Here is a 25563-nt window from a genome sequence, read left to right as displayed (position 1 = left end):
CGCTAACCCAGCAGGAAGGCCTCGGTGAGGCGCGCCACGGCTTCCGGCTGATCGTGATGGATCATATGGCCCGCGTCATCGACCGTGGCCTCGCGGAAGTCGCGGAACGCGCGGAAGCGCTCGCGGAATTCGGGAATCGGCTCCTTGTGCGCGAGCCGCGCCAGCGTGGGGGAATCGCGCCCTTCCACATGCAGGACCGGCGCCGTGACCTGCTCCCAGATCGCCATGATTTCGTCGATCCGGTACAGCTGCGGATTCACCATCTTGTGCGCGGGATCGGCCAGTAACGCCCATTGCCCGTCGGCATTCCGGCGCGACCAGTGCGCCGCGAGGAACGCCGCGCGATCGTCGCGCAGGCGCGGGTTGGTTTTCTGCAGACGTTCGGCCACCTCGCGCTCGCTCGCATAGGTACGCAACTGCGGCCGCTCGCGAAGTTCGTCGAGCCATTTGGCCAGCCGGCCCGGGGCCTGCGCGGGATGCGTGCGCGTCATGCCGAAGCCTTCCAGATCCACCACGCGGCGCACGCGCTGCGGCCGCACGCCCGCGTAGATGCAGACGAGATTCGCGCCCATGCTATGGCCCAGCAGATCGACCTGTCCCTCGGGCTGATAGTGGTCGACCAGGGCCTCGAGATCGGCCACGTAGTCGCCGAACCAGTACGACTCGGTGCCCGGATAGCGGCTCGGCCAGTCGGTTTCGCCAAAACCGCGCCAGTCCATCGCGATGACGTGCCAGTCGTGCGCGAGCGCATCGACGAGAAACTGGAACGACGCGGCGACGTCCATCCAGCCATGGAGCATGAACAGCTTGCGGGCGCCGTCCCGCCCCCAGTGCCGGACATGGGTGCGCAGACCGCGCAGCGTGATAAATTCCGAACGCGATGTTTCCGTGATGGTCATGGTGCTCCTCGTACCGCGGCCCGGCGCGGGGCGTCGGGACAAGAATAGAACGATCGTTCGTTTTACCCGGCGATTATGCGGTAAAACGGACGCGAACGACAACCGGAGACACCCGCATGACCGCCCTGCCCGCGGACCGCCGCGACGACTATCGCGCGCTGCACGACACATTCCGCTGGAACGTGCCCGATGAATTCAACCTTGCCGAGGTATGTTGCGGCCGCTGGGCGCGCGACCGCAACACGATGCTGCGCGTGGCGGTCTATACCGAGCACGAGGACGGCCGGCGCGGCGCGCACACCTACGCCTATATCCAGGCCGAGGCCAACCGCCTGTCGCGCGCGCTGCGCAACCTCGGCGTGCGGCGCGGGGATCGCGTCGCCATCGTCATGCCCCAGCGCATCGAGACCGTCATCGCGGGCATGGCCGTCTATCAGCTTGGCGCGGTGGCCATGCCGCTCTCGATGCTGTTCGGCCCGGAGGCGCTCTCGTATCGCATCGATCACAGCGAGACACGCGTGGCCATCGTCGACGAGACCTCGATCGACAATCTGCTCGCCGCGCGCCACGAGTGCCCGACGCTCGCGACCGTGATCGCCGTCGGCGATGCGCAAGGCCGCGGCGATCGGGACTGGGACACGCTGCTCGCGGCACAGTTGCCGACGTTCACGGCCGAGGTCACGAAAGCGGACGAGGCCGCGGTGCTCATCTACACGAGCGGCACCACGGGGCCGCCCAAGGGCGCGCTGCTGCCGCACCGCGCGCTCATCGGCAACCTGACCGGCTTCGTGTGCTCGCAGAACTGGTATCCGCAGGACCACGACGTGTTCTGGAGCCCGGCCGACTGGGCATGGACGGGCGGATTGTGGGACGCGCTGATGCCCGCGCTCTATTTCGGCAAGCCGATCGTCGGCTATCAGGGCCGCTTCACGCCGGAGCGCGCGTTCGAGATCCTGCAACGCTATCGCGTCACCAATACGTTCCTGTTCCCGACCGCGCTCAAGCAGATGATGAAGGCGTGCCCCGAGCCGGCGAAGCGTTACGACCTGCGCCTGCGCGCGATCATGAGCGCGGGCGAGGCCGTCGGCGAGACCGTGTTCAGCTGGTGCCGCGACGCGCTCGGCATCGTGGTCAACGAGATGTTCGGGCAGACCGAGATGAACTACATCGTCGGGAATTGCACGGCGCAGCACGACGAGGGACGCCTTGGCTGGCCCGCGCGGCCGGGGTCGATGGGTCGGCCCTACCCGGGGCACCGCGTGGCGATCATCGACGAGGATGGCGCGCCCGTGGCCGCCGGCGAGGACGGCGAGGTGGCGGTCTGCGCGACCGATATTCACGGCCATCCGGATCCGGTGTTCTTCCTCGGCTACTGGAAGAACGAGGCGGCCACGCAGAACAAGTATGTGGAACGCGACGGGCTGCGCTGGTGCCGCACGGGGGACCTTGCGCGCATGGATGCCGATGGCTACCTCTGGTATCAGGGCCGCGCGGACGACGTGTTCAAGTCCTCGGGCTATCGCATCGGGCCGAGCGAGATCGAGAACTGCCTGCTCAAGCATCCGGCGGTGTCCAATTGCGCGGTGGTGCCGTCGCCCGATCCCGAACGGGGCGCGATCGTCAAGGCGTTCATCGTGCTGACGCCGTCGGTCCAGCGCTCGGCGGAACGCGACGCGGCGCTGATCGTCGAACTGCAGCAGCACGTGCGCGGCCAACTCGCGCCGTACGAGTACCCGAAGGCAATCGAATTCATCGACCAGTTGCCGATGACGACCACGGGCAAGATCCAGCGGCGCGTGCTGCGGCTGCTGGAGGAAGAGCGCGCGGGCAAACGATAAGAGATGGCGGTCTAGCCGGCCGCCCCCTCGAGCCAGGCCAGTTCATCGTCATCGAACCCGGCCGCGCGCCGCGCCTCGACGTTGAACGGTCCCCGCGGCTTCGGCGCGCCGTATTGCCGCGAAAGCAATGGGTAGGTCGCCACCGGATCGAGCCCGCGCCGCGCGCACAGATACCGGTACCAGCGATTGCCGATCGCCACGTGCCCAACCTCGTCGCGCAGGATGATGTCGATGATCGCGGCGGCCGCGTCATCCCCCGCCTCGGCCAGCTTGGCCCGCACGGGCGGCGATGCATCGAGCCCGCGCGCCTCGAGCGTGCGCGGCACCAGCGCCATGCGCGCCAGCACGTCGCCGGCGGTCTTGTCGCACATCTCCCAGAGCGAGTTGTGCGCCGTGAAATCGCCGTAGCGCGCGCCCAGCGTCTCGAGATGGTCCGCCAGCAGCGTGAAGTGGTAGGCCTCCTCGTCCGCCACGCGCATCCAGTCGGTATAGAACGCCGCCGGCATTCCCGAAAACCGCCATACCGCGTCGAGCGCGAGGTTGATCGCGTTGAATTCGATATGGCACAGCGCATGGATCAGATTGGCGCGCCCGGCCGTCGTGTGGATCGACCGCCGCCGCTCCACATGCTGCGGCGGCACGAGTTCGGGCCGCTCGGGCCGCCCCGGCAGCGCGCGGGCAGGATCTGCAACGATGCATGCATCGGTGTCGATCGAACCTGCACCGGCCGCGCCCTCCCCGCTACCCTCCAGCGCCGCGTACAGCGCCCGCGTGGCCGCCGCCTTGGCCCGGGCATCGTTCATGCATAGCAGCTCGAGCGCCTGCGCGCGCACGGGGCGCGGCAGCGGTGGATGTGACGGCAAGGCGGGTGGGATCACTGGCATCGGCGTAAAATCTCGTATGGCCGCCATTTTAACGGCGGCGGCGATGCGAGCCGGCAGTTCCCGCATCGGCCGGAAATTTGAAATCCGCGCGGCCACCCCCACTTATCACGAATGCCTCAGGCAGGAGACTCCATGGCGCTTTACCAGCTCGGCGACCTCACCCCCATCATCGACGACGATGCCTACGTGGCGAAGGAAGCGACGATCATCGGCAACGTGACGCTCAAGGCGCGTGCAAGTGCATGGCCCGGCGTGGTGATTCGCGGCGACAACGAGCCGATCGTGGTGGGCGAGGACACGAACCTGCAGGAAGGCGCGGTATTGCACACCGACCCGGGCCGTCCGATGACGCTCGGCAACAAGGTGTCGGTCGGCCATCAGGCCATGCTGCATGGCTGCACGGTCGGCGACGGCTCGCTGATCGGCATCCAGGCCGTGGTGCTGAACGGCGCCGTGATCGGGAAGGAATGCCTCGTCGGCGCCGGCGCGCTGGTGACCGAAGGCAAGGTGTTCCCGGATCGCTCGCTGATCATCGGCACGCCCGCCAAGGTCGTGCGCCAGCTGACGGACGAGGACGTGGCCAACCTGTACCGCAATGCAGAAACCTATGCCAAGCGCCAGGCGACCTACAAGGTCGCGCTGAAGCGCATCGACTGAATTGATTGAAGCAAACCAGAAGGACCGCTTAGTGACCGCCTCCACCAACCCCGACATTCTCCAGAAATTCCTGTTCGACGCCGCCCCCGTGCGTGGCGAACTCGTACGCATGGAAGCCACCTGGCAGGAAGTGCTGAACCGCCACGCCTATCCGCTGGCGGTCCGGCACGTACTGGGCGAGATGATGGCGGCCGCGGCGCTGCTGTCCGCCAACCTCAAGTTCAACGGCGCGCTGGTCATGCAGGTCCACGGCGACGGCCCCGTGCGCATGCTCGTGGTCGAATGCCTGTCCGACCTGTCGATGCGCGCCACGGCCAAGCTGGCCGAGGGCGCCGAGATCCCCGACGACGCCACGCTGCGCCAGATGGTCAACGTCAAGGGACAAGGCCGCTTCGCGATCACGCTCGACCCGCAGGACAAGCTGCCGGGCCAGCAGGCGTACCAGGGCATCGTGCCGCTGTCCGACGCGCATGGTCCGCTGAACTCGGTCAGCGAAGTGCTCGAGCACTATATGCAGGCGTCCGAGCAGCTCGACACGCGCCTGTGGCTCGCGGCCAACGACCAGGTGGCGGCCGGCATGCTGCTGCAGAAGCTGCCATCGTATGGCGGCACGCTCGAAGCCTACGGCAACGCGCCCGCGCAGGTCGGCGAGACCGGCGAGCCGCTGAGCGACGATGCCCGCGCGCAGGACCTCGACACGTGGGATCGCGCGTGCCAGCTCGGCGCCACGCTGAAGCAGGAAGAACTGCTCGGGGAAACGCCCGAGACGCTGCTGCGCAAGCTGTTCTGGGAAGACATCGAGGCCACGGGCCTGCGCGTGTTCGAGCCGATGCAGCCGCATTTCCAGTGCTCGTGCTCGCGCGAGAAAGTCGCTGGCATGCTGCAATCGCTGGGCCGCGAGGAGATCGAAGGCATCATCGCGGAGCGCGGCCACGTCGAGATCCATTGCGATTTCTGCGGCCAGCGCTACGAGTTCGACCCCGTCGATAGCGCGCAGCTGTTCACGGCACCGGTCGCGACCGGCGCGGGCGACGGCGCGCATCAACACCACTGAGGCACCGCCCGAGCGCGGCCATTGTTTGGAGGAGGCTGAGATGAAGACCTTGCCAGACCGGAAGATCGTTTCCCGCGCGTTGGCCGCGCTGCTACTGGGTGGGTCGATGGCCGGCCTGCTTGGCGGCTTGCTTGGCGGCTGCGCGGCGGACCTGCCGCGTGACGTCAATGGCGCACCCTTCACCTCCCGGCTCGCGCCCAACGCGGTGCCGCCCCCGCCCGTCACCGCCGAGCAGAAGCAGCAGCTGACCGCCCTCAACGCGCAGATCCTGCGCGACCAGGAGTCGGTCATCGCACGCCAGCAGGAGGCGCAGGCGTGGGCCTACGCGGCGTATCCCTACACGAACTGGAACATGTACTACGGGGGCTGGGGTGGCGGCTGGGGTGGCGGCAGCCGCTGGGGCTACGGCGTCAGCGTCGGCTCGCCGGGATACTGGGGCGGCGGCTGGGGGGGTTACCCGTACGGCTGGTGGTGACCGGGGGTGACCGGGGTGACTGGGGGGTGACTGGCAGCGAACGGCGGGAGATGCGGTTCAGTGATGCCCGCCCATGCCGGCGACCGAGTTCGGCGGCGGCGGCAGCGGCGGCGTGGCGCTGACCTTCGGGGCCGGCGCGACGAACTGCACGAACACTTCGCCTTCCTTGACCATGCCGAGCTCGTAGCGCGCGCGTTCCTCGATCGCGCCCGTGCCATCCTGCAAATCCTTCACTTCCCCTTCAAGCTTGGCGTTGCGCAGCTTCAGCGACTGGTTGCGGCTGGCCTGCTCTTCCACCTGATGGTTCAGATCCCAGACGCGCAGCCATCCGCCCTTGCCCAGCCAGAGCGGGTACTGGATAGCCAGCAGCAGGATAAACAGCAACAGCGAGATCAGGCGCATCTGAGACAGGAAGGGGCGCTAGTCAAGGGGCGCTAGTCAAATTCGGAGCGATATGAGCCGGCACAATCATGGCGCATGCCGCACGAGAATGCAAAGCAAAAGCGCAGGAACGCCTGTAAAAGGTGTTCCAACATGCAACGAAAAACGGCGCCGCCCTCATCTCGAGGACAGCGCCGTCTTATCGGCAGGCAACCGCCAAAGGTTTAGCGCAGGTTGTAGAACGCGCTCTTGCCGGGGTAGCTCGCGATATCGCCGAGGTCTTCCTCGATGCGCAGCAGCTGGTTGTACTTGGCGATACGGTCCGAACGCGACAGCGAACCGGTCTTGATCTGGCCGGCGTTGGTGCCCACCGCGATGTCGGCGATCGTGCTGTCCTCGGTCTCGCCCGAACGGTGCGAGATCACGGCGGTGTAGCCCGCGCGCTTGGCCATCTCGATGGCGGCGAACGTTTCCGTCAGCGTGCCGATCTGGTTGATCTTGATGAGGATCGAGTTGCCGATGCCCTTCTCAATGCCTTCCTTCAGGATCTTCGTGTTCGTCACGAAAAGATCGTCACCGACCAGCTGCACGCGCTTGCCCAGCTTCTCGGTCAGCGTCTTCCAGCCGTCCCAGTCGCCTTCGGCCATGCCGTCCTCGATCGACACGATCGGGAACTTGTCGCACAGGTTGGCCAGGTAGTCGGCGAACTGCGTCGAGCTCAGCTTCAGGCCTTCGCCTTCCAGCTGGTAGACGTCTTCGGCCTCGTGGTAGAACTCGCTCGCGGCGCAGTCCAGCGCCAGCAGCACGTCCTCGCCCGCGCGGTAGCCGGCCTTTTCGATGGCTTGCACCACGGTGTTCAGGCACTCCTCGTTCGACGAGAAGTTCGGCGCGAAGCCGCCTTCGTCACCGACCGCCGTGGACATGCCCTTGTCGGCCAGGATCTTCTTCAGCGCGTGGAACACTTCGGCGCCGCAGCGCAGCGCTTCGCGGAAGCTCGTCTGCGACACCGGCATGATCATGAATTCCTGGATATCCAGGCTGTTGTTGGCGTGCGCGCCACCGTTGACGATGTTCATCATCGGCACCGGCATCTGCATCGCGCCCGAACCGCCGAAGTAGCGGTACAGCGGCAGGCCGGCTTCTTCGGCGGCAGCCTTGGCCACTGCCATCGACACGGCCAGCATGGCGTTGGCGCCCAGGCGGCCCTTGTTGTCGGTGCCGTCGAGGTCGATCAGCGTGCGGTCGAGGAATGCCTGCTCGGAGGCATCCAGACCCATGATCGCTTCGGAGATTTCGGTATTGATGTGTTCGACGGCCTTCAGCACACCCTTGCCCAGATAGCGCGACTTGTCGCCATCACGCAGCTCGATGGCTTCGCGCGAGCCCGTGGACGCACCCGACGGCACCGCGGCACGGCCCATCACGCCGGACTCCAGCAGCACGTCGCATTCGACCGTGGGATTGCCGCGCGAGTCGAGAACCTCGCGACCGATGATATCTACGATTGCACTCATGAATTCCTCTCTCTACTGTTGATTCTTGATGCTGCTCGATTGGGAAACCGGGAAAGCATAGGCCAAGTTGCGCGCGGCGGCCATGCAGTATCTGCGAATTCTGTACGAAGTTTCAGTACTGACTGCCGATACCCGACACCGAAACGACATCGCCCGCGGCAGGCGCGGGCGATGGGAGCGTCATGGCTTACGCGCAGGCGGCGGGCCAGCCGAAGTTGTCCTCGAGGAAGCCCGCGCGCTTGACCAGCGCATCGAGGTCCCGGAGAACGGCCAGCAGTTCCTTCATGCGCGACAGCGGCACCGCGTTGGGGCCGTCGGACATCGCCTTGCTCGGATCCGGATGGGTCTCCATGAAGAGACCCGCCACACCGGTTGCCACCGCGGCGCGGGCCAGTACCGGCACGAACTCGCGCTGACCGCCCGAGCTCGTACCCTGTCCGCCCGGCAGCTGCACCGAGTGCGTGGCGTCGAATACCACGGGCGCACCCGTCTCGCGCATGATCGCGAGCGCGCGCATATCGGAAACGAGGTTGTTGTAGCCAAAGGAGACACCACGCTCGCAGGCCATGAACACGTCGTCCGGCAGACCCGCGTCGCGCGCGGCGTCACGGGCCTTGTCGATGACGTTCTTCATGTCGTGCGGGGCGAGAAACTGGCCCTTCTTGATATTCACGGGCTTGCCGCTCTGCGCGCAGGCACGGATGAAATCGGTCTGGCGGCACAGGAACGCGGGCGTCTGCAGCACGTCCACCACGGCGGCGACGGGCTTGACCTCGTCCACCTCGTGGATGTCCGTAAGCACCGGCACGCCGATCTCGCGCTTCACCGTCGCCAGGATCTCGAGGCCGCGCTCCATGCCCGGACCGCGGAACGTCTTGCCCGAGGAACGGTTGGCCTTGTCGAACGACGACTTGTAGATGAACGGAATGCCGAGCGCCTTCGTGATCTCGCGCAGCTCACCTGCCGTGTCGAGCGCCATCTGCTCGGACTCGATCACGCACGGACCGGCGATCAGGAAGAACGGATGGTTCAGGCCGACGTCGAATCCACACAGTTTCATGATGTCTCCTCAGTGGGGCCCGGGCTCAGGCACCCTTGCGCTGCTGGCTGGCCAGCGCGGCTTCCACATAGGCCTTGAACAGCGGATGGCCATCACGCGGCGTCGAAGTGAATTCCGGGTGGAACTGCACGCCCACGAACCACGGATGCAGCGTATCCGGCAGCTCCATCATCTCGGGCAGGTTCTCGGTCGGCGTGCGCGCCGAAATCACGAGGCCGGCGTTCTCGAGCTGCGGCACGTAGTGGTTGTTGACCTCATAGCGGTGACGATGGCGCTCGTTCACTTCGGCGCCATAGATCGCATTGGCCTTGGTGCCTTCCTTCGTGGGCACGCGCTGCGCGCCCAGGCGCATCGTGCCGCCCAGGTCGGACTCGGCCGTACGCTGCTCGACCTTGCCTTCGCGGTCGACCCACTCGGTGATCAGTGCCACGACCGGATGCTCGGTCTCGAGGTTGAACTCGGTCGAGTTCGCGTCGGCCATGCCGGCCACGTGACGCGCGTACTCGATGACCGCGAGCTGCATGCCCAGGCAGATGCCGAGGTACGGCACCTTGTTCTCGCGCGCATACTGGATCGCGCGGATCTTGCCTTCGGTCCCGCGCTTGCCGAAGCCGCCCGGCACCAGGATCGCGTCGAGCGGCTGCAGCACTTCGAGGTGACCCGACTCGAGTTCTTCCGAGTCGATGTACTCGATGTTCACGCGCGTCGACGTATGCATGCCGGCGTGGCGCAGCGCCTCGATCAGCGACTTGTACGACTCGGTCAGATCGACGTACTTGCCGACCATGCCGATGCGGATTTCGTGTTCGGGGTTTTCCTGCGCGTTCACCAGGCGCTGCCACATCGACAGGTCGGCCGGCTTCGGGTCCAGGCGCAGTTCCTCGCAGATCAGGCGGTCGAGGCCCTGCTCGTTGAGCATCTGCGGAATCTTGTAGATGCTGTCCGCATCCCACACCGAAATCACGGCTTCCTGCGGGATGTTGGCGAACAGCGAGATCTTGGCGCGCTCGTCGTCGGGAATCGGACGGTCGGCGCGGCACAGCAGCGCCGTCGGCGAGATACCGATCTCGCGCAGCTTCTGCACCGAGTGCTGCGTCGGCTTGGTCTTGAGCTCGCCCGCGCTCGCGATGAACGGGACCAGCGTCAGGTGCACGAACGCGCAGTGGTTGCGGCCGAGGCGCAGGCTCATCTGGCGCGCGGCTTCGAGGAACGGCAGCGACTCGATGTCACCGACCGTACCGCCGATTTCCACGAGCGCCACGTCGGCCTTGCCGTCGTGCGACGCGGCGGCGCCGCGTTCGACGAATGCCTGGATCTCGTTCGTGATGTGCGGAATGACCTGCACGGTCTTGCCGAGGTACTCGCCGCGGCGTTCCTTGCGAATCACCGACTCGTAGATCTGGCCCGTCGTGAAGTTGTTCGACTTGCGCATCTTGGCCGAAACGAAGCGCTCGTAGTGGCCGAGGTCGAGGTCGGTCTCGGCGCCATCTTCGGTCACGAACACCTCGCCGTGCTGGAAGGGGCTCATCGTGCCGGGATCGACGTTGATGTAGGGATCTAGCTTGAGGAGGGTGACTTTGAGGCCGCGCGACTCGAGAATGGCCGCGAGCGAAGCAGCAGCGATGCCCTTGCCGAGAGAAGAGACGACGCCACCGGTGACGAAGACGAATTTGGTCATAAACCGAGCTTGCCGGGGAAATCGGGATTATACATGAGCGAGCCCTTCATGCGCGTTCGCGCTTGGCTCGTACGGGCTGTCCCCAGCGGTCGGCGTCGTCACGCGCGAGCGGGAATTCCGCGGGCTTGCCGGCATCCCATTCAGGGTTGCAGATCTCGCCGAACACCTGGCGCAGACGCTGCCCCCACGTGTCGCGGATCATACGGAAGTACGAATTCTTCTCGTCGATGGTGACGAAGCGCGTCACGCGCAGCGAGTCGGCCTCGTACACGAGCAGGTCCAGCGGCAGGCCCACCGAGATATTCGACTTCAGCGTCGAATCCATCGAGATCAGCGCGCACTTGGCACCCTCCCCGAGCGGCAGCGACGGATGCACGACGCGATCGATGATCGGCTTGCCGTACTTCGCCTCGCCAATCTGGAAGTAGCAGTTCTCGGGCGTCGCCTCGACGAAGTTTCCGGCCGCGTAGATATGGAACAGCCGCGTGCGTTCGCCACGGATCTGGCCGCCGAACACGAGACTCACATTGAACTCGATGCCCGCGTCGCGCAGCGCGTGCGCATCGCGCTTGTGCACGGCGCGCACCGCGTCGCCGACGATCGTCGCGGCTTCGTACATGTCCCGCGCGGTCCAGAGGGAGCGCTTCTCGTCGCGGCCTTCGGCCAGCAACTGGCGCACGGACTGGCTGATGGCAAGGTTGCCGGCCGTCATGAGCACCATCACGCGGTCGCCGGGTTCCTCGAACACCGTCATCTTGCGTGCAGTGGAGATCGCATCCACACCGGCATTGGTGCGGGAATCGGAAAGGAATACCAGGCCGGCATCCAGCCGCATGGCTACGCAGTACGTCATGGCTATGATTTTGGGGGCGCCCGCCCGCGCGATGGCGCGTGCGGCATAAACCTGCATTCTAGCGCCCCGGGGAAAGCTCGCGCCCGTTTGAGGGATGGCGCAGCCGGGTCAGGCCACCTCGGAGATGTCGATCGTCACGGTCATGGTCTCGCCGGTACCGCCCTCGAGAATGCCCCGGATTGGTGCGGCGGACGCATAGTCGCGCCCCACGGCAAGGCGCACGTGGCGGCCGTCCGTCACGCAGCGGTGCGTCACGTCGATGCTGCACCAGAGCCCGCTTTCGGGGTCGAGGCAGATATCGGCCCAGGCGTGGCTGGCCATCTCGGTAGCGGCGGGATCGTAGAAGTAACCGCTGACATACCGCGCCGGAATACCGAACGCGCGGCACGCGCCGACCATCACCTGCGCCTGGTCCTGGCACACGCCGCTGCCGAGGTGGAAAGCCTCCGCCGCGGACGTGCCGACATCGGTCGTATTGGCCTTGTAGCGCACCCGGCCGGCAATGCCGTCGGCCAGTGCGAGCAGCGCGGGCAGTTCGTGCCCGGCCGCGAGGAACGGCGCGGCAAATGCGCGGATTTCCGCGGGCGCGGCCGTCATCGGCGTGGGTGCGACGAAGTACAGCGGCGAGACACGTGCCTCGCCCTCCTCGGGCAGGTCGTGGAAGCCCGTGGCGCCTGCCGTCGCGATCACCTCGACCTCGCCCGCGGCGACGATCTCGATGCGGCTGGCGGGGCCGGCCAGCGTGAAGTTGTGGATGATGTTGCCGAATCCGTCACGGGCTGCCGACAGATTGCCCGGGGCCGAGACTTGCCACGCGTGCACCAACTGCAGCGGGCCCGTCCGCGGCTCCAGCCGCAGTTCGTGCACGCTGCGGCGCACGGGCTCCGCGTAGCGGTAGACGGTCTTGTGATGAATCTTGTATTTCACGGTAGATGCGAGCGCGCAGACCCGCGTGTGGGCAAGTCTGCGCGCGCCGCGCGCTCGGGGGGCATCGTATGTGCCTCAGGCAGCGAGCGGCACCAGGAAATCCCGGCTGATACCGTTGCCGAGGTCGCCGATGCGCTCCAGGAAGCTCGTCAGGTAGGCATGCAGACCACACGCGAAGATATCGTCGATCCGCGCATATTTCAGGTCAGCGTGGAGTTTACCAGCCTGACGCTCGGTCTCCGACGACTGCTGGTTGGCCACGAGCGCGAGAATCGACACCACCTCGTCCATGCTAGACACGAGCGAACGCGGCATGTCGGGCCGCAGGATCAGCAGTTCCGCCACGCGCTGCGGCGTGATCACGGCACGATAGATCTTGCGGTAGACCTCGAAGCCCGACACCGAGCGCAGCACCGCGGCCCAGTGATAGAAGTCGTTCTGCTCGCGATTCGGATCGGTGTCGTCGCTGCCCGATGCCTGGAACTTCACGTCGAGAATCCGCGCGGTGTTGTCCGCGCGCTCCAGGAACGTGCCCAGGCGCATGAAGTGGAACGCGTCGTCCTTGAGCATGGTGCCGAACTGCACGCCGCGCGCGAGGTGCGAGCGGAACTTGACCCACTCGAAGAAGCGCGAGGGGTCGTTGTGCAGCTCGCCGTCGGCGATCTGGCGCTGGACGTCGAGCCACGTGGTGTTCAGCGTTTCCCAGACCTCGGTCGTCAGCGAGCCGCGCACCGCGCGCGCGTTCTCGCGCGCCGCGCGCAGGCAGCTCATGATCGACGACGGATTGGTCATGTCGCGCACCATGAAGTCGATGACGTCATCGCGCGAAAGCAGGCCGTACTTGTTGTCGAACGCGTTGGTGAGCTCGGAAATATCGAGCATCGCCCACCAGCCCTGCTCCGCCACTTCGGCGGACTGGGGTAGCAGCGAGGTCTGATAGTTGACGTCGAGCATGCGCGCGGTGTTCTCCGCGCGCTCGGTATAGCGGGCCATCCAGAACAGGTGGTCGGCGGTGCGGCTCAGCATGATGTTCTCCCGGCGAATGACCTGTTAGCGTTCCAAGACCCACGTATCCTTGGTGCCGCCCCCTTGCGAGGAGTTCACCACCAGCGAGCCTTCGCGCAATGCCACGCGCGTCAGGCCGCCCGGCACCATGCGCACCTCCTTGCCCGACAGCACGAACGGCCGCAGGTCGATATGGCGTGGCGCGATGCCGGACTCCACGTACGTCGGGCACGTGGACAGCGCCAGCGTCGGCTGCGCGATGTACTGCTCCGGCCGCGCGCGCACGACTTCGCGAAACTGATCGATCTCCGCGCGCGTGGCGGCGGGACCCACGAGCATGCCGTAGCCGCCCGCGCCGTGCGTTTCCTTGACCACGAGTTCGCCCATATGGTCGAGCACGTATTGCAGGTCGTCGGGGCGGCGGCACATGTACGTCGGCACGTTCGAGAGGATGGCCTCCTCGCCGAGGTAGAACCGGATCATGTCGGGCACATACGGGTAGATCGACTTGTCGTCGGCCACGCCGGTGCCAATCGCGTTGGAGATCGTGACGTTGCCCGCGCGGTAGACCGACAGCAGCCCCGCCGCGCCGAGCGCGGAGTCCGGCCGGAACGCGAGCGGGTCGAGGAAGTCGTCGTCGACGCGGCGATAGATCACGTCGATGCGCTGCGGCCCCTGCGTCGTGCGCATGTACAGGTGCTCGTCCTCGACGAACAGGTCACTGCCCTCGACGAGTTCCACGCCCATCTGCTGTGCGAGGAACGCATGCTCGAAGTAGGCCGAGTTGTACATCCCCGGCGTGAGCACGACCACGGTCGGATCGGCGATGTTCTGCGGCGAGACGCCGCGCAGCATGTCGAGCAGCAGGTCGGGATAGTGCGCGACGGGCGCCACGCGGTTGCGCGCGAACAGCTCCGGGAACAACCGCATCATCATCTTGCGGTTCTCGAGCATGTACGAGACACCCGACGGCACGCGCAGGTTGTCCTCGAGCACGTAGAACTCGCCCTCGCCCGCGCGCACCACGTCGATGCCCGCCACATGGGCATAGATATCGCGCGGCACGTCGATGCCGAGCATCTCGGGCCGGTACTGGGCGTTGTTGTAGATCTGGTCCGCGGGAATCACGCCCGCGCGGATGATGTCCTGGCCGTGATAGATGTCGTGGATAAAGCGGTTCAGCGCGGCCACGCGCTGCCGCAGCCCACGCTCGAGCGTGGCCCACTCGCTGGCGGGGAAGATACGCGGGATCACGTCGAACGGAATGGTCCGCTCGGTGCCGCTGTTGGACTCGTCCTTGTCGCCGTAGACCGCGAACGTGATGCCCACGCGGCGGAAGATCAGGTCCGCTTCCGCGCGCTTGTTGTCCATGACCGCGCCAGGCTGGCGTCCGAGCCAGTCGGCAAAGCTCCGGTAGTGCGCGCGCACGGCACTGGCCGGCAATGTCTCCCCTGCCTGCACGACGCTCATCCCACCGTCGTCCCTGGCTTCAAGCATCTCGTCGAAAAAACGCGCCGCCATGATGGCCGCTCCTCTCGTTGGAAGGGTTATCGATGCTTTTTTGATGCCTCTCGATCAGCATATCCGCATCAGGAAATCCCGCAAGATGGGGCCCTCCCGATGCATGGCGACAATCTAGCAAGATGCTTGCCAACCTGGCAATGGCGCGCGTCAGCAGGTGGGCGGGCAGCGGTCGAGGATGTCCTGCACCAGTTCCTCGGGAGACTGGCGGATATCGAGCACCAGCGCGTCGCGCGGCTCCTCGAGCGTCTGGAACTGGCTCTGCAGCAGCGCCGGGTTGAAGAAATGGTCCGTGCGCACGGACAGGCGGCCGCCGATGGTCTCGGCGTCGCCCTTCATGTAGACGAACGTCACGCCGCCATCGGGCGGCGTCAGGCGGTCGCGATAGACCTGCCGCAGTGCGGAACAGGTAAACACGTGCGGACGGCGTTCCGCGATGGCCGCATCGATGGCCGCGCGCATGGCGGCCAGCCACGGCCAGCGGTCCTCGTCGGTCAGCGGAATGCCCGCGTGCATCTTGTCCTTGTTGGCGGCGCTATGGAATTCGTCGGCGTCGTGGAAGCCGCAGTGCAGGCGGCTGGCCAGCAGCTGGCCGACCGTGGTCTTGCCGCTGCCGGAAACGCCCATCAGGATATAGATCATGTCTGCTCCGTCGATCATGGTCGGATGGTCGTGCCATCCTTGTCGGTAGCCCTCGCGCGGCGTTCGAATGCCGGGCACGGGGGTGCCCGCCGGCACGCGCCGGCGGGAATGCATAAAACGGGCGTCCCTATTGTGCGACGACCGGTGCCGTTTGGACAGCGTCCGCTTCGGAGAGGTCCATCGCGCTGCCGCCCTCTTCCGCGGTGCGCGCATGGCGGCGGAACAGGCCGAAGAGTCCCCGGCCCAGGCTGAAGCGCGCGAAGTCGTCGGCCGGTGCGGCCGCGGGCGTGCGCGCCGCGAACTCCGCCTGCGCCTCGGCGTCGCCGACCAGTTCCAGCGTGCCGGCCACCGCATCCACGCGGATCAGGTCGCCGTCGCGCACGCGCGCCAGCGGACCGCCGGCCAGGGCCTCGGGGCCGACGTGGATCACGGCGGGCACCTTGCCCGATGCGCCCGACATGCGGCCGTCGGTCACCAGCGCGACGCGGTGCCCGGCATCCTGCAGCGCGCCGAGCGCGGGGGTGAGCCGGTGCAGTTCGGGCATGCCGTTGGCGTTCGGCCCCTGGAAGCGCACCACGGCCACGACGTCGCGATCGAGTTCGTCGGCTTCGAATGCGGCCTGCAGCGCTTCCTGCGATTCGAACACGCGTGCCGGGGCCTCGATCACGCGATGCTCCTCCGCGACCGCGGACACCTTGATCACGCCGCGGCCGAGGTTACCCGCCATCAGGCGCAGGCCGCCTTCGTGCGAGAACGGGGCCGACGCCGGGGCGAGGACGGTGGCGTCCCCGCTCGTGGCCGGACCGTCGCGCCATTGCAGCGCGCCGTCGGTCATCACGGGCTCCTGCGCATAGCGGGCGAGGCCGCGGCCGGCCACGGTCTCCACGTCTTCGTGCAGCAGGCGCGCATCCAGCAGCTGGGCGATGACGTAGGCCACGCCGCCGGCCGCATGGAAGTGGTTCACGTCGGCCGAGCCGTTCGGATAGACGCGCGCGAGCAGCGGCGTCACGCGCGACAGGCGGTCGAAGTCGTTCCAGTCGATGACGATACCGGCGGAGCGCGCCATCGCGACGAGGTGGATCGTGTGGTTGGTGGAGCCGCCGGTGGCCAGCAGGCCGATCATCGCGTTGACCACCGCGCGTTCATCGACGATGCGCGAGATGGGCGTGTATTCGTTTCCGCGCGCGGTAAGGGCCAGCGCGCGCTGCGCGGCCGCCACGGTCAGCGCGTCGCGCATACCGGCGTCCGGATGGATAAACGCCGCGCCCGGCATATGGAGACCCATGATCTCCATCAGGAACTGGTTGCTGTTGGCGGTGCCATAGAACGTGCAGGTGCCCGCGCCGTGATAGGCCGCGCATTCGGCTTCCAGCAGCGCGTCGCGACCGACCTGCCCCGTTGCGTAGAGCTGGCGCACGCGCGCCTTCTCCTTGTTGGGCAGGCCGCTCGCCATCGGGCCCGCGGGCACGAACACCACGGGCAGATGGCCGAACTGCAGCGCGCCCATCAGCAGGCCGGGCACGATCTTGTCGCAGACGCCGAGCATCACGGCCGCATCGAACGTATTGTGCGAGAGCGCGACCGCGGTGCCCATGGCGATGGCATCGCGCGAGAACAGCGACAGTTCCATGCCCGCATTGCCCTGCGTGATGCCATCGCACATGGCCGGCACGCCGCCGGCCACCTGCGCGACCCCGCCCACCGCGCGCGCGGCTTCGCGGATGACGGCCGGATAGCGCTCATAGGGCTGGTGCGCGGACAGCATGTCGTTGTACGCGGTGACGATGCCGAGGTTCGGCGCATGGTCGACGCGCAGGCGCAGCTTGTCGTTGGCCGGCAGTGCCGCGTAGCCATGCGCGAGGTTCGCGCACGACATGCCGCGCAGCGGGCCGAGTTCCTGCTGGGTCCGCTCGCAGCGGGCCAGATAGGCGGCGCGGCTCGCGCGGCTGCGCGCGATCACGCGTTCGGTGACGGCGGCGACTTCGGCAACCACATTGGCATCTTGGGAATCGTGGGGCATGGACGTTCCGTATCTGTAGATTTTCTACATTATATCCATGGGCGCTAGGGCCACGGAAGCCGTCACGCGCGGCGAATCTGCTTTTTCCTGCGCATATCCGGCATGAACTGGGGAAAGCCCTAGGTGCAGTCCGGTGTCTGCTGGCCGAGAATCGCGCCACCTCGCGTGTAGAATCTCTACACAAATACGACACCGATCATGCGCGACCGAATTCTTGCCGTCTACGACACGCTCCGTCCCTCCGAGCGCCGCCTGGCCGACTACATTGCCCGCCACGGCGCGAGCGTGATTCGCCTTTCCATGCCCGAACTGGCCGAACGCGCCGGCGTTTCGCAGCCGACCATCGCGCGGTTCTGCGCGGCACTTGGCTATGACGGGTTTCGCGAGTTCAAGCTGCAGTTTGCGCAGAACGTGGGGGGCGGCACGCCGTTCGTCCATCAGGATGTGGAGGCCAGCGACCGGCCGGCCGATATCGCGGGCAAGGTGTTCGATCGCACGATTGCGACGCTGATGACCGTGCGGAATGCGCTGTCGGCGGATCAGATCGAGCATGCGATCGCGCTGCTTGCCAATGCGCGGCGCATCGAGTTCTATGGGTGCGGCAATTCCGGGATTGTGGCGCTCGATATCCAGCACAAGTTCTTCCGGCTCGGGATTCCGACGACGGCCTATTCCGATTCGCATGTGTTCAGCATGTCGGCGGCGTTGTTGCGGCCTGGCGATGTGGCGGTGCTGGTGTCCAATAGCGGGCGCACGTGGGATATGCTGACCGCGGCGACACTGGCGCGCGCAAGCGGGGCCAGCGTGCTGGCGCTCACGCACAGCGGGTCGCCGCTGGCGGGGCTCGCGGATATTTGCGTGTTCTCCGATGTGGAGGAGGACAGCGATATCTATACGCCGATGACGTCGCGCATTTCTCACCTCGTGCTGGGCGATGTGCTGGCGGCGGGGGTGGCGCTGCAGCGCGCGGACACGGTTGCGCAGGGGTTGCAGCGCGCGAAGGCGCATTTGCGGGAGCGGCGGATTGCGGGGGCGGAGCCGGCGGTTTATGGGGAGGCGGCGCCGGGCGTTACGGCGGCGGGTGCCGCGAAGCCGGCGCGTGCCAGGCTTGCGAAGCCCACCGCGCGCGGCACACGCACGGTGCCGCCCCGTCGGCGCGCCTGACTCCCCTGACCCACCTGGCTCACCTGACGCAAGGGGGGGGCCATCGGTCAATCCCGCGCTGGCAAGCGCCGTCACGCGCTACCGCGGCGCGGGTGGCGCGTCGCGCCAGTAACGCCTGACGTGCTGGCGGTAAGGAATGACGTCATACGCGTCGCCCCGCGTGACGATGGTGATCGCACCGGTCTCGTCGGTGCGGTAGCGCTTGATATCGCGGGCCTCGTAACGCGCCCATACATCGGCCCGCGGATGGCCATAGCGGTTGCGATACCCCAGCTGAAACACCGCGATCTCGGGCGCGACCGCACGCAATAGCGCCGCGCCCGACGATGTGCCGCTGCCATGATGCGGCACCACGAGGATGTCCGCGCGCAGGGGCGCCCCTTCCTCCTCCGCGCGCCGCACCATGGCCCGCTCCTCGGCCACGCCGATATCGCCGGTCAGCAGGACGCTGCGCCGCGCGGTGGCCACGCGCAGCACGCAGCTGCGCGCATTGCTCGCGACGCGGGGGTTGCCGGATTGCGTTGCCGGAGGGTGCAGGAACTCGAAATGCACGCCGTCCCATACCCACGCGATCCCCGCCTCGCATGGCGCCCATGACCGCGTCATCCACGCCTGCCCCGGCGGCGCGCCGGTCAGCCGCGCGGTCTCGACGTCTCGCACACCGCCCGCGTGGTCAGCGCCCTTGCCGCGGAGGGACAATTGCCCCAGTGCCGAACCGGTCCGCCGCGCGGTCTCGACGTCCCGCACACCGCCCGTGTGATCGGCGCCCTTGTCGCGGAGGAACACTTGCCCCGGCGCCGAACCGGTCAGCCGCGCGGTCTCGACGTCTCGCACACCGCCCGTGTGATCGGCGCCCTTGTCGCGCAGGGACACTTGCCCCAGCGCCGAACCGGTCAGCCGCGCGGTCTCGGCACCGCGTGCATCGCCCGCCGGCATCGCATCGTCATCCCGCCTGCCGATTGGCACCACGGCCTCGATGTCCCGCACACCGCCCGCATGGTCGGCATCTTCGTGGCTGACGATCAGCCGGTCGAGCCGCCGCACGCCCGTGGCGCGCAGATACGGCACCACGACCTGCGCGCCCGCGCTGGTGCCCGACAGATAGCCCGGCCCGGTGTCGTACAGCAACGCGTGCGCTTGCGTTTCCACAAGCACCGCCGTGCCCTGCCCGATATCGAGCGCGGTCACGCGCATCTCGCCCTGCGCCACGGGCGTGCCGCTGGCCAGGATCATCGGCGCCATCAGCAGTGCGCCATAGGCGCGCATGGCGCGGTCGCCATCGGGCAGTAGCAGCAGGAACACGCCGATCGATGCGAGCCCCATGGCAAGCGGGCCTGCCTGCGCGGCTTCCCACACGGCCCACGCGGGCGCGGCCAGCCAGGCGAGCGCATCGGCTAGCCACGCCATGGCCTGATGCGCGACCGTCAGCGCGAGATGCGCCACCGGCGGCGGCGCCACGGCGCCGAGCAGCGACAGCGGCGTGACGACGATACTGACGATCGGGATCGCCACGGCGTTGGCGATGGCCGAGACCACCGATACCTGCCCGAACAGCAGCAGCGAAAACGGCACGAGCCCGATGGTCACGGCCCACTGTACGCGCGCTGCGCTCACGAGGGCTGCGCGCCAACGCAACAGCCGCCGCTGCAGTGCCGACGGCTCCTCCGCCAGGTCGTCCGCCGCAACAGCCTCCGCCTCGCTCCCGACACCCCTGGCCGCGCGGGCCGCCGCGCCATGGGGCTTGCGATTCGCCGCGCCGCCGGCGCCCAGCAAGCCGCCGAACAGGCGCGCCACTGCATGGGCGCCGGCACGCTTCGGCCCGCCGGACATGCTGGCGGTCGCATGAGCGTGGCTACGTTTCGGCCCGTCGTTCGACGTGCCACCCACCGCGGAGTCCGGCGCGCGCGGCGCGGCACGCGCCACGTCATGCGATGCGCGACTTGCCGAGCCGTGCTGGCCCGGCAAGCCGCCGGACATGCTGGGCATCGCATGCGCGCCGGTACGCTTCGGCGCGTCGCTCGCAGTGGCGGACGCTGCGGTATCGCTCGCGCGCGGCGCGGCTGCGGGGGCCGCTTGAAGGGCTGCTGCGGGGGCCGCCTCGGGGGTCGCCTCGGGGGTCGCCTCGGGAGCCGCCTTGAGGGCCGCCCTGAGGGCCGCTTTGGGGGCCGCCTCGGGGGTCGCCTCGGGGGTCGCCTCGGGGGTCGCCTCCGGGGTCGCCTCCGGGGTCGCCTCGGGGATCGCTTCGGGCGACCGGCGGCGGCGCCGCGTTGCCGGCCTCGCTGTGGCGGCCGGCTCGGGTCGCGCTGCGGCGAGGAAGATCACGGCCACGGCGCCGAACGAGAGCCAGAACCCCGGGGCCATGACCGCCCATGGGTCGATGACGACGGCAACGGCGGCGGCCCATGTCAGCACCAGCGTGGCCGGCGGCGCGCGGCCGCTCCAGAGTGCCACGGCCGCGACGGTCAGCATCGCCACCGTGCGCATGGCGGGAATCTGCATGCCCGCGATCAGGCCATATGCAAGCGCGGTCGCCACGGCGGCGACCAGTGCCGCCTGCCGCGCGGGCCAGCACAATGGCAACGGGCGCCGCAACCTGCGGCCAAGGCCGAACGAATGGCGCCAAAGCCAGTGCACGATCCCGCCGACCGCGCCCGACAGCATCGTGATATGCAGGCCCGAGATGCTCACCAGATGCGAGATGCCGGTGCGCCGGAATATCTCCCAGTCCGCCTGGGCGATGCCCCGCTGGTCGCCGATGGCCAACGCCACGAGCACGCTGCCGAGCCGCGCGTCGGCGGGCATGGCCGCGTGCATGCGGTCGCGCAGTGCGGCACGCCAGCGGGCGATGCGGGCGCCATCGCCGGGCATCGGGCCCGCGCGCGCGGCACGCACGTGGCCGGTGGCGCCGATGCCTTCGCTCAGGAGCCAGTATGCGTAGTCGAAACCATGCGGATTGGCGAGCCCGCGTGGGCGCTTGAGGCGGACGGTCAGTTGCCAGCGTTGGCCGGGGACGAGGGGGATTGGGGGATTGCGCCAGGTGAGCAGCACGCGGGGCGGGACCCGCCCTTCGGGCAAGAGCGCACCGAGCGCACCGGGCGCCGCTGGCGTGGCAAGCGCGTCGTATGCGCCGTGCGTGGCGGGCTCGGTATCCGGAGCGAAGAGGAAGCGCGTGCCGTGCGCGGCCACATCCGGCAGCCCCGCGACTTCGCCCGTGATGACGAGGTTCTGGCCGGCCAGTGACTCCGGCAGCCAATCCGCCATGCGCACCGCCGCGCGCCAGTTGGCCCATGCCGCGCCCAGCACGAGGGCCAGCACGGTGGCCATCGCGAGCGGGCATAGCGACCGCCTCGGCCCGCGCGCCTGCACGGACTGCGCCATCACGCGCCCCTTGAAGCGCCACCCTAGCGCCCACACCAACACCCCCGCCATCGCCCCCACATACCCGTGCCACGACGCCAGCGCCCCCTGCTGCTGCAGCCACCAGCACCCAGCCACGAATGCCAGCAGGCAAGCACGCATCGGCCTCTCCTTCGTCGAACGGAAAAGCCGCGTTGTAACGCGAAAACGCCGAAGAAAACGTGTCCAAGCGTTGCGCGAACGTGGCGAATTGATTCCGCCGCGTTTACACACGCAGCCAAAGAATTGCCAGGGCCTTTACGCGCGAAACGATATCGTCTCCGTCCCAATGTCGCGGCCATGCACCCCGCGCATTTCCGTGGAGATATTCAATGTTTGAGATCGGCAAGGACTACACGCGCGAACAGATTCATACCGTCTGCGGCGGCAGCAAGCAGGCGTTCCTGCCCACCAGGAACGGCAAGGTGGTAGCGGTCTGCCTCCGCCCGGACCTGAACCCCGCCGCCCCCGACGCCATCGTCTGCAGCAGCAGCGCCGCGGCCCGCGCGGCCGGCAGGACGCTGGCCGCGCAAACGGAACCCGTGCCCGTGTTCATCAAGGGCGCAACGGACAAGTATCGCTATGCCGGCCATTTCACGGCCGCAGGCTCGCTGACCACGCCGCCCGAATGCGCGCCGTATGTCGTCAACAGCGGCTTCACGCTCGGTCAGGTATCGCGCGTGGTCAAGCTCAGGCGCGCGAACGGCACAACCGGCGCCAGCTGAAACAGACGCTCACCGCGGCGCCATCGTCGCCGCAAACGCAGCCAGCCGTGGCATCGCGGCGACCGAATTGGCCCACATCGCATGGGCCAGCGCCTCGAGCGGCAGACCGCGCAACTCGCCCAGCACGCGCGCCACGCCGACGACCTCGCCCGGCGTATTGCGCGCCTTGTGCTGTTCGCCGAACTGCCCATCGGACAGCCACGCGGGCGCGATATCGGGCGCATCGGTCTCCAGCACGATGGCCTCGAGCGGCAGCTCCACCGCCAGCCTGCGAATCTGCTTCGCGCGCGCGTAGGTCATATTGCCGCCAAACCCGAGCTTCATACCATGCTCGACATAGCGCCGCGCCTGCTCGTTGCTGCCATTGAACGCATGCGCAATGCCCTGCCTCACCCCGACGCGCCGCAGGCCCGCATAGACCTGATCCTGCGACCGCCGCACATGCAGCAGCACGGGCAGATCGAACTCGCGCGCGATCTTCAGTTGCTCGGTATAAAGCCAGGTCTGATGCGCGGCATCGAGCCCCGGCACAAAGAAGTCGAGCCCGATCTCGCCGATGGCCACGAAGCGCGGATCGCCGATCGACGCCTCCACCTCCATCCGCAGCGTATCGAGATCCGCCTGCCCCGCGCCCGGCGTATAGAGCGGATGAATCCCCAGCGCATACACGCATCGCGCATCGTCATGCGCCAGCGCGCGCACCGCGCCGAAATTCGACACGGCCACCGCCGGCAGCACGATGCCCGAGACGCCGGCCGCGCCGGCGGCATCGGTGACCGCACCGCGGTCACCGTCGAACTCGCCCGCGTCCAGATGACAATGCGTGTCGATCCACATGGCCGGATGCGCTCAGCGCTCGCGATGCAGATGCCCGTCGCGCAGCCGCAGCACGCGATCGCAACGGCCCGCGAGGTCCGTATCGTGCGTCACGATGACGAAGCTCGTGCCCAGCGTGCGCGACAGCTCGAGCATCAGGTCGTACACCCCGCCCGCCGTATGGTCGTCGAGATTTCCCGTCGGCTCGTCGGCCAGCACGCAGGCCGGCTGCCCCACGAGCGCGCGCGCGATGGCCACGCGCTGCCGCTCGCCGCCGGACAGCTCGCCCGGCCGGTGCTTTGCGCGACCGCCCAGCCCCACGCGATCGAGCATCGCCTGCGCGGCCTCGCGCGCCGCATGCTCGGTCAGCCCGCGAATGCGCATCGGCATGCCGACGTTGTCCAGCGCCGTGAACTCGGGCAGCAGATGGTGGAACTGGTAGACGAAGCCCAGCGAGCGATTGCGCACCGTGTTGCGCTCCTTCTCGCGCAGCGCCGTGAACGGCTTGCCGAGCAGCGCCACGCGCCCCGAATCGGGATTGTCGAGCCCGCCGAGCACATGCAACAGCGTGCTCTTGCCCGACCCCGACGCGCCGACGATGGCGACCTTCTCGCCCGCGTCCACGCGCACATCGACGCCGCGCAGCACGTCCACGTCGAGCCCGCCCTGACGGAACCGCTTGGTCAGGCCCTCGGCCACGAGCACGGGCGCACCCTGTTGCACGGCCAGCCCCGGCACCGCCGGCACGGCCGACGGATCCTGCAGCAACGTGGTTTCACTCATAGCGCAGGGCCTCCGCCGGGTTCACGCGGGCGGCACGCCAGCTTGGGTAGATGGTGGCCAGCGTCGCCAGCACGAAGGAAATGACGCCGATCGTGGCAATGTCGTTCACGCGCGGATCCGAAGGCAGTTCGCTGATGAAATAGATATCGCGCGGCAGGAACTGCACGTGCAGCAGCCGCTCGATAAAGGGCACGATCACATCGATATTGGTCGCGATCAGCGTGCCGCCGGCCACGCCGAGCAGCGTGCCGATAAAGCCGATGGCCACGCCCTGCACGATAAAGATCTTCATGATCGAGCGCGGCTGCGCGCCCATCGTGCGCAGGATCGCGATATCGGGCTGCTTGTCGGTCACGGTCATGACCAGCGTGGACACGAGGTTGAACGCGGCCACGGCGATGATCAGCGTCAGGATGATGAACATCATCCGTTTCTCGGTCTGCACGGCCGCGAACCAGTTGCGGTTCTGCTGCGACCAGTCGCGCAGGTACAGGTTGCCCGTCATCGTGGTCGCCAGCTGCCGCGCCACTTCCGGCGCGCGTTGCATATCGACGAGCTTGAGCCGCACGCCGGTCGGGCCGGCCTGGCGGAACAGCGTCTCCGCGTCCTGGATATTGATCAGCGCGAGCGCGCTGTCGAATTCGTAGTGGCCGGACGAGAACACGCCCACCACCGTGAACTGCTTGAGGCGCGGCAGCACGCCGGCCGGGGTGATCGTGCCCTGCGGGGCCACCAGCGTGACCTTGTCGCCCACGCGCACGCCCATGGCCGCGGCCAGTTCGCTACCGAGCGCGATATCGAAGCCGCCCGGCACCAGCGCGTTCATATTGCCCGCGGTGAACTGGGCGCCGACATCGGAAACCTTGGGCTCCTCGGCCGGATCGACCCCGCGCAGCAGCACGCCGCGTACGGCATCCTCGCGCGTGAGCATCGCCTGCGCCGCCACATAGGGCGCGGCGCCGATCACCTCCTTGTTCTGCATCGCCTCGGCGGCGGTCTTCTGCCAGTCGCTCAGCGGCTGCTCGCCGACCACTTCGATATGCGCCAGCACCGACAGCATGCGGTCGCGCACTTCCTTCTGGAAGCCGTTCATCACCGACAGCACCACGATCAGCGCGGCCACGCCGAGCGCGATACCGAGCATCGAGATCATCGAGATGAACGAGATGAATGTATTGCGGCTGGCGCGCTTGCTTGCGCGCGTGTATCGCCAGCCGATCTGCCACTCGTAGGGAAAGTTCAAGAGAGGTCCTGTTGATTCGCGGAAATAG

At 67.6% G+C, this 25563-nt stretch carries 22 protein-coding genes; 6 read left to right on the top strand and 16 right to left on the bottom strand.

Going from position 1 to position 25563, the window contains the following annotated elements; translation table 11 throughout:
• Nucleotides 1-2: 2 nt before the first annotated feature.
• The gene (locus AAHB16_RS12455) at nt 3-899 is read right to left on the bottom strand and encodes an alpha/beta fold hydrolase (RefSeq protein ID WP_342050990.1); all 897 of its coding nucleotides are present in this window, start codon (nt 897-899) and stop codon (nt 3-5) included.
• 116 nt (nt 900-1015) lie between these two features.
• On the opposite strand from AAHB16_RS12455, the gene AAHB16_RS12450 reads away from it, so the two are divergent.
• Complete coding sequence (locus AAHB16_RS12450) at nt 1016-2737, top strand: acyl-CoA synthetase (protein WP_150372241.1); 1722 nt, start codon at nt 1016-1018, stop codon at nt 2735-2737.
• An 11-nt stretch (nt 2738-2748) separates the two neighbouring features.
• Here AAHB16_RS12450 and AAHB16_RS12445 read toward each other — a convergent pair whose 3' ends face one another.
• On the bottom strand, nt 2749-3621 hold the full coding sequence (locus tag AAHB16_RS12445; protein WP_150372242.1) for a ferritin-like domain-containing protein: 873 nt from the start codon (nt 3619-3621) through the stop codon (nt 2749-2751).
• 132 nt (nt 3622-3753) lie between these two features.
• On the opposite strand from AAHB16_RS12445, the gene AAHB16_RS12440 reads away from it, so the two are divergent.
• Genes AAHB16_RS12440 through AAHB16_RS12430 form a run of 3 tightly spaced genes read left to right on the top strand, consistent with a single transcriptional unit; the run spans nt 3754 to nt 5807 of the window.
• Nucleotides 3754-4278: a gamma carbonic anhydrase family protein gene (locus tag AAHB16_RS12440; RefSeq protein ID WP_150372243.1), complete on the top strand. Its 525-nt coding sequence runs from the start codon at nt 3754-3756 to the stop codon at nt 4276-4278.
• A gap of 31 nt (nt 4279-4309) precedes the next feature.
• Nucleotides 4310-5332: an Hsp33 family molecular chaperone HslO gene (gene hslO, locus AAHB16_RS12435; RefSeq protein ID WP_150372244.1), complete on the top strand. Its 1023-nt coding sequence runs from the start codon at nt 4310-4312 to the stop codon at nt 5330-5332.
• 40 nt (nt 5333-5372) lie between these two features.
• Nucleotides 5373-5807 (top strand): hypothetical protein, encoded by a 435-nt coding sequence (locus tag AAHB16_RS12430; RefSeq protein WP_446718089.1) that lies wholly within the window; start codon nt 5373-5375, stop codon nt 5805-5807.
• A gap of 57 nt (nt 5808-5864) precedes the next feature.
• Here the strand turns inward: AAHB16_RS12430 and ftsB are convergent, their stop codons facing one another.
• From ftsB to edd, 10 genes are all read right to left on the bottom strand, one after another.
• Complete coding sequence (gene ftsB, locus AAHB16_RS12425; RefSeq protein WP_150372245.1) at nt 5865-6209, bottom strand: cell division protein FtsB; 345 nt, start codon at nt 6207-6209, stop codon at nt 5865-5867.
• Nucleotides 6210-6412: 203 nt separating this feature from the next.
• Nucleotides 6413-7702 (bottom strand): phosphopyruvate hydratase, encoded by a 1290-nt coding sequence (gene eno / locus AAHB16_RS12420; protein WP_150372246.1) that lies wholly within the window; start codon nt 7700-7702, stop codon nt 6413-6415.
• 187 nt (nt 7703-7889) lie between these two features.
• Complete coding sequence (gene kdsA / locus AAHB16_RS12415; protein WP_150372247.1) at nt 7890-8762, bottom strand: 3-deoxy-8-phosphooctulonate synthase; 873 nt, start codon at nt 8760-8762, stop codon at nt 7890-7892.
• Nucleotides 8763-8787: 25 nt separating this feature from the next.
• On the bottom strand, nt 8788-10440 hold the full coding sequence (locus AAHB16_RS12410) for a CTP synthase (protein ID WP_150372248.1): 1653 nt from the start codon (nt 10438-10440) through the stop codon (nt 8788-8790).
• 46 nt (nt 10441-10486) lie between these two features.
• On the bottom strand, nt 10487-11293 hold the full coding sequence (locus tag AAHB16_RS12405; RefSeq protein WP_150372249.1) for a peptidase: 807 nt from the start codon (nt 11291-11293) through the stop codon (nt 10487-10489).
• 108 nt (nt 11294-11401) lie between these two features.
• Complete coding sequence (locus AAHB16_RS12400) at nt 11402-12220, bottom strand: transglutaminase family protein (protein ID WP_150372250.1); 819 nt, start codon at nt 12218-12220, stop codon at nt 11402-11404.
• A 75-nt stretch (nt 12221-12295) separates the two neighbouring features.
• A complete protein-coding gene (locus AAHB16_RS12395) occupies nt 12296-13246 on the bottom strand; it encodes an alpha-E domain-containing protein (protein ID WP_342050989.1) in 951 nt (316 codons plus the stop codon).
• 24 nt (nt 13247-13270) lie between these two features.
• Nucleotides 13271-14746, bottom strand: coding sequence for a circularly permuted type 2 ATP-grasp protein (locus AAHB16_RS12390; RefSeq protein ID WP_150372252.1), 1476 nt, complete (start codon nt 14744-14746; stop codon nt 13271-13273).
• Nucleotides 14747-14896: 150 nt separating this feature from the next.
• Nucleotides 14897-15388 (bottom strand): gluconokinase, encoded by a 492-nt coding sequence (locus AAHB16_RS12385; RefSeq protein ID WP_342051015.1) that lies wholly within the window; start codon nt 15386-15388, stop codon nt 14897-14899.
• A gap of 127 nt (nt 15389-15515) precedes the next feature.
• On the bottom strand, nt 15516-17408 hold the full coding sequence (gene edd / locus AAHB16_RS12380; protein WP_342050988.1) for a phosphogluconate dehydratase: 1893 nt from the start codon (nt 17406-17408) through the stop codon (nt 15516-15518).
• 198 nt (nt 17409-17606) lie between these two features.
• Between edd and AAHB16_RS12375 the strand changes: the two genes are divergently transcribed.
• On the top strand, nt 17607-18572 hold the full coding sequence (locus AAHB16_RS12375; protein WP_342050987.1) for a MurR/RpiR family transcriptional regulator: 966 nt from the start codon (nt 17607-17609) through the stop codon (nt 18570-18572).
• Nucleotides 18573-18650: 78 nt separating this feature from the next.
• Here the strand turns inward: AAHB16_RS12375 and AAHB16_RS12370 are convergent, their stop codons facing one another.
• A complete protein-coding gene (locus tag AAHB16_RS12370; RefSeq protein ID WP_342050986.1) occupies nt 18651-22091 on the bottom strand; it encodes a ComEC/Rec2 family competence protein in 3441 nt (1146 codons plus the stop codon).
• Nucleotides 22092-22300: 209 nt separating this feature from the next.
• Between AAHB16_RS12370 and AAHB16_RS12365 the strand changes: the two genes are divergently transcribed.
• The gene (locus AAHB16_RS12365; protein WP_342050985.1) at nt 22301-22693 is read left to right on the top strand and encodes a hypothetical protein; all 393 of its coding nucleotides are present in this window, start codon (nt 22301-22303) and stop codon (nt 22691-22693) included.
• Between the two features lie 9 nt (nt 22694-22702).
• On the opposite strand, the gene AAHB16_RS12360 is transcribed toward AAHB16_RS12365, so the two are convergent.
• From AAHB16_RS12360 to AAHB16_RS12350, 3 genes are read right to left on the bottom strand one after another with little or no spacing between them, the layout of a single operon-like run.
• Nucleotides 22703-23530, bottom strand: a complete 828-nt coding sequence (locus tag AAHB16_RS12360) for a TatD family hydrolase (protein ID WP_342050984.1) — start codon at nt 23528-23530, stop codon at nt 22703-22705.
• A gap of 12 nt (nt 23531-23542) precedes the next feature.
• Nucleotides 23543-24292: a lipoprotein-releasing ABC transporter ATP-binding protein LolD gene (gene lolD / locus AAHB16_RS12355; protein WP_150372257.1), complete on the bottom strand. Its 750-nt coding sequence runs from the start codon at nt 24290-24292 to the stop codon at nt 23543-23545.
• Nucleotides 24285-25535 carry a lipoprotein-releasing ABC transporter permease subunit gene (locus AAHB16_RS12350; protein WP_150372258.1) on the bottom strand — a complete coding sequence of 417 codons (1251 nt, stop codon included), beginning with the start codon at nt 25533-25535 and terminating at the stop codon, nt 24285-24287. Before AAHB16_RS12350 ends, lolD begins: the two co-directional genes overlap by 8 nt.
• Between the last annotated feature and the right edge of the window lie 28 nt (nt 25536-25563).

This window comes from Cupriavidus sp. OTU4054, assembly GCF_038440175.1.
Classification (GTDB): domain Bacteria; phylum Pseudomonadota; class Gammaproteobacteria; order Burkholderiales; family Burkholderiaceae; genus Cupriavidus; species Cupriavidus pauculus_D.
The sequence above is the reverse complement of the archived record's forward strand: the minus strand, read 5'-3'. Positions and strand labels throughout refer to the sequence as shown.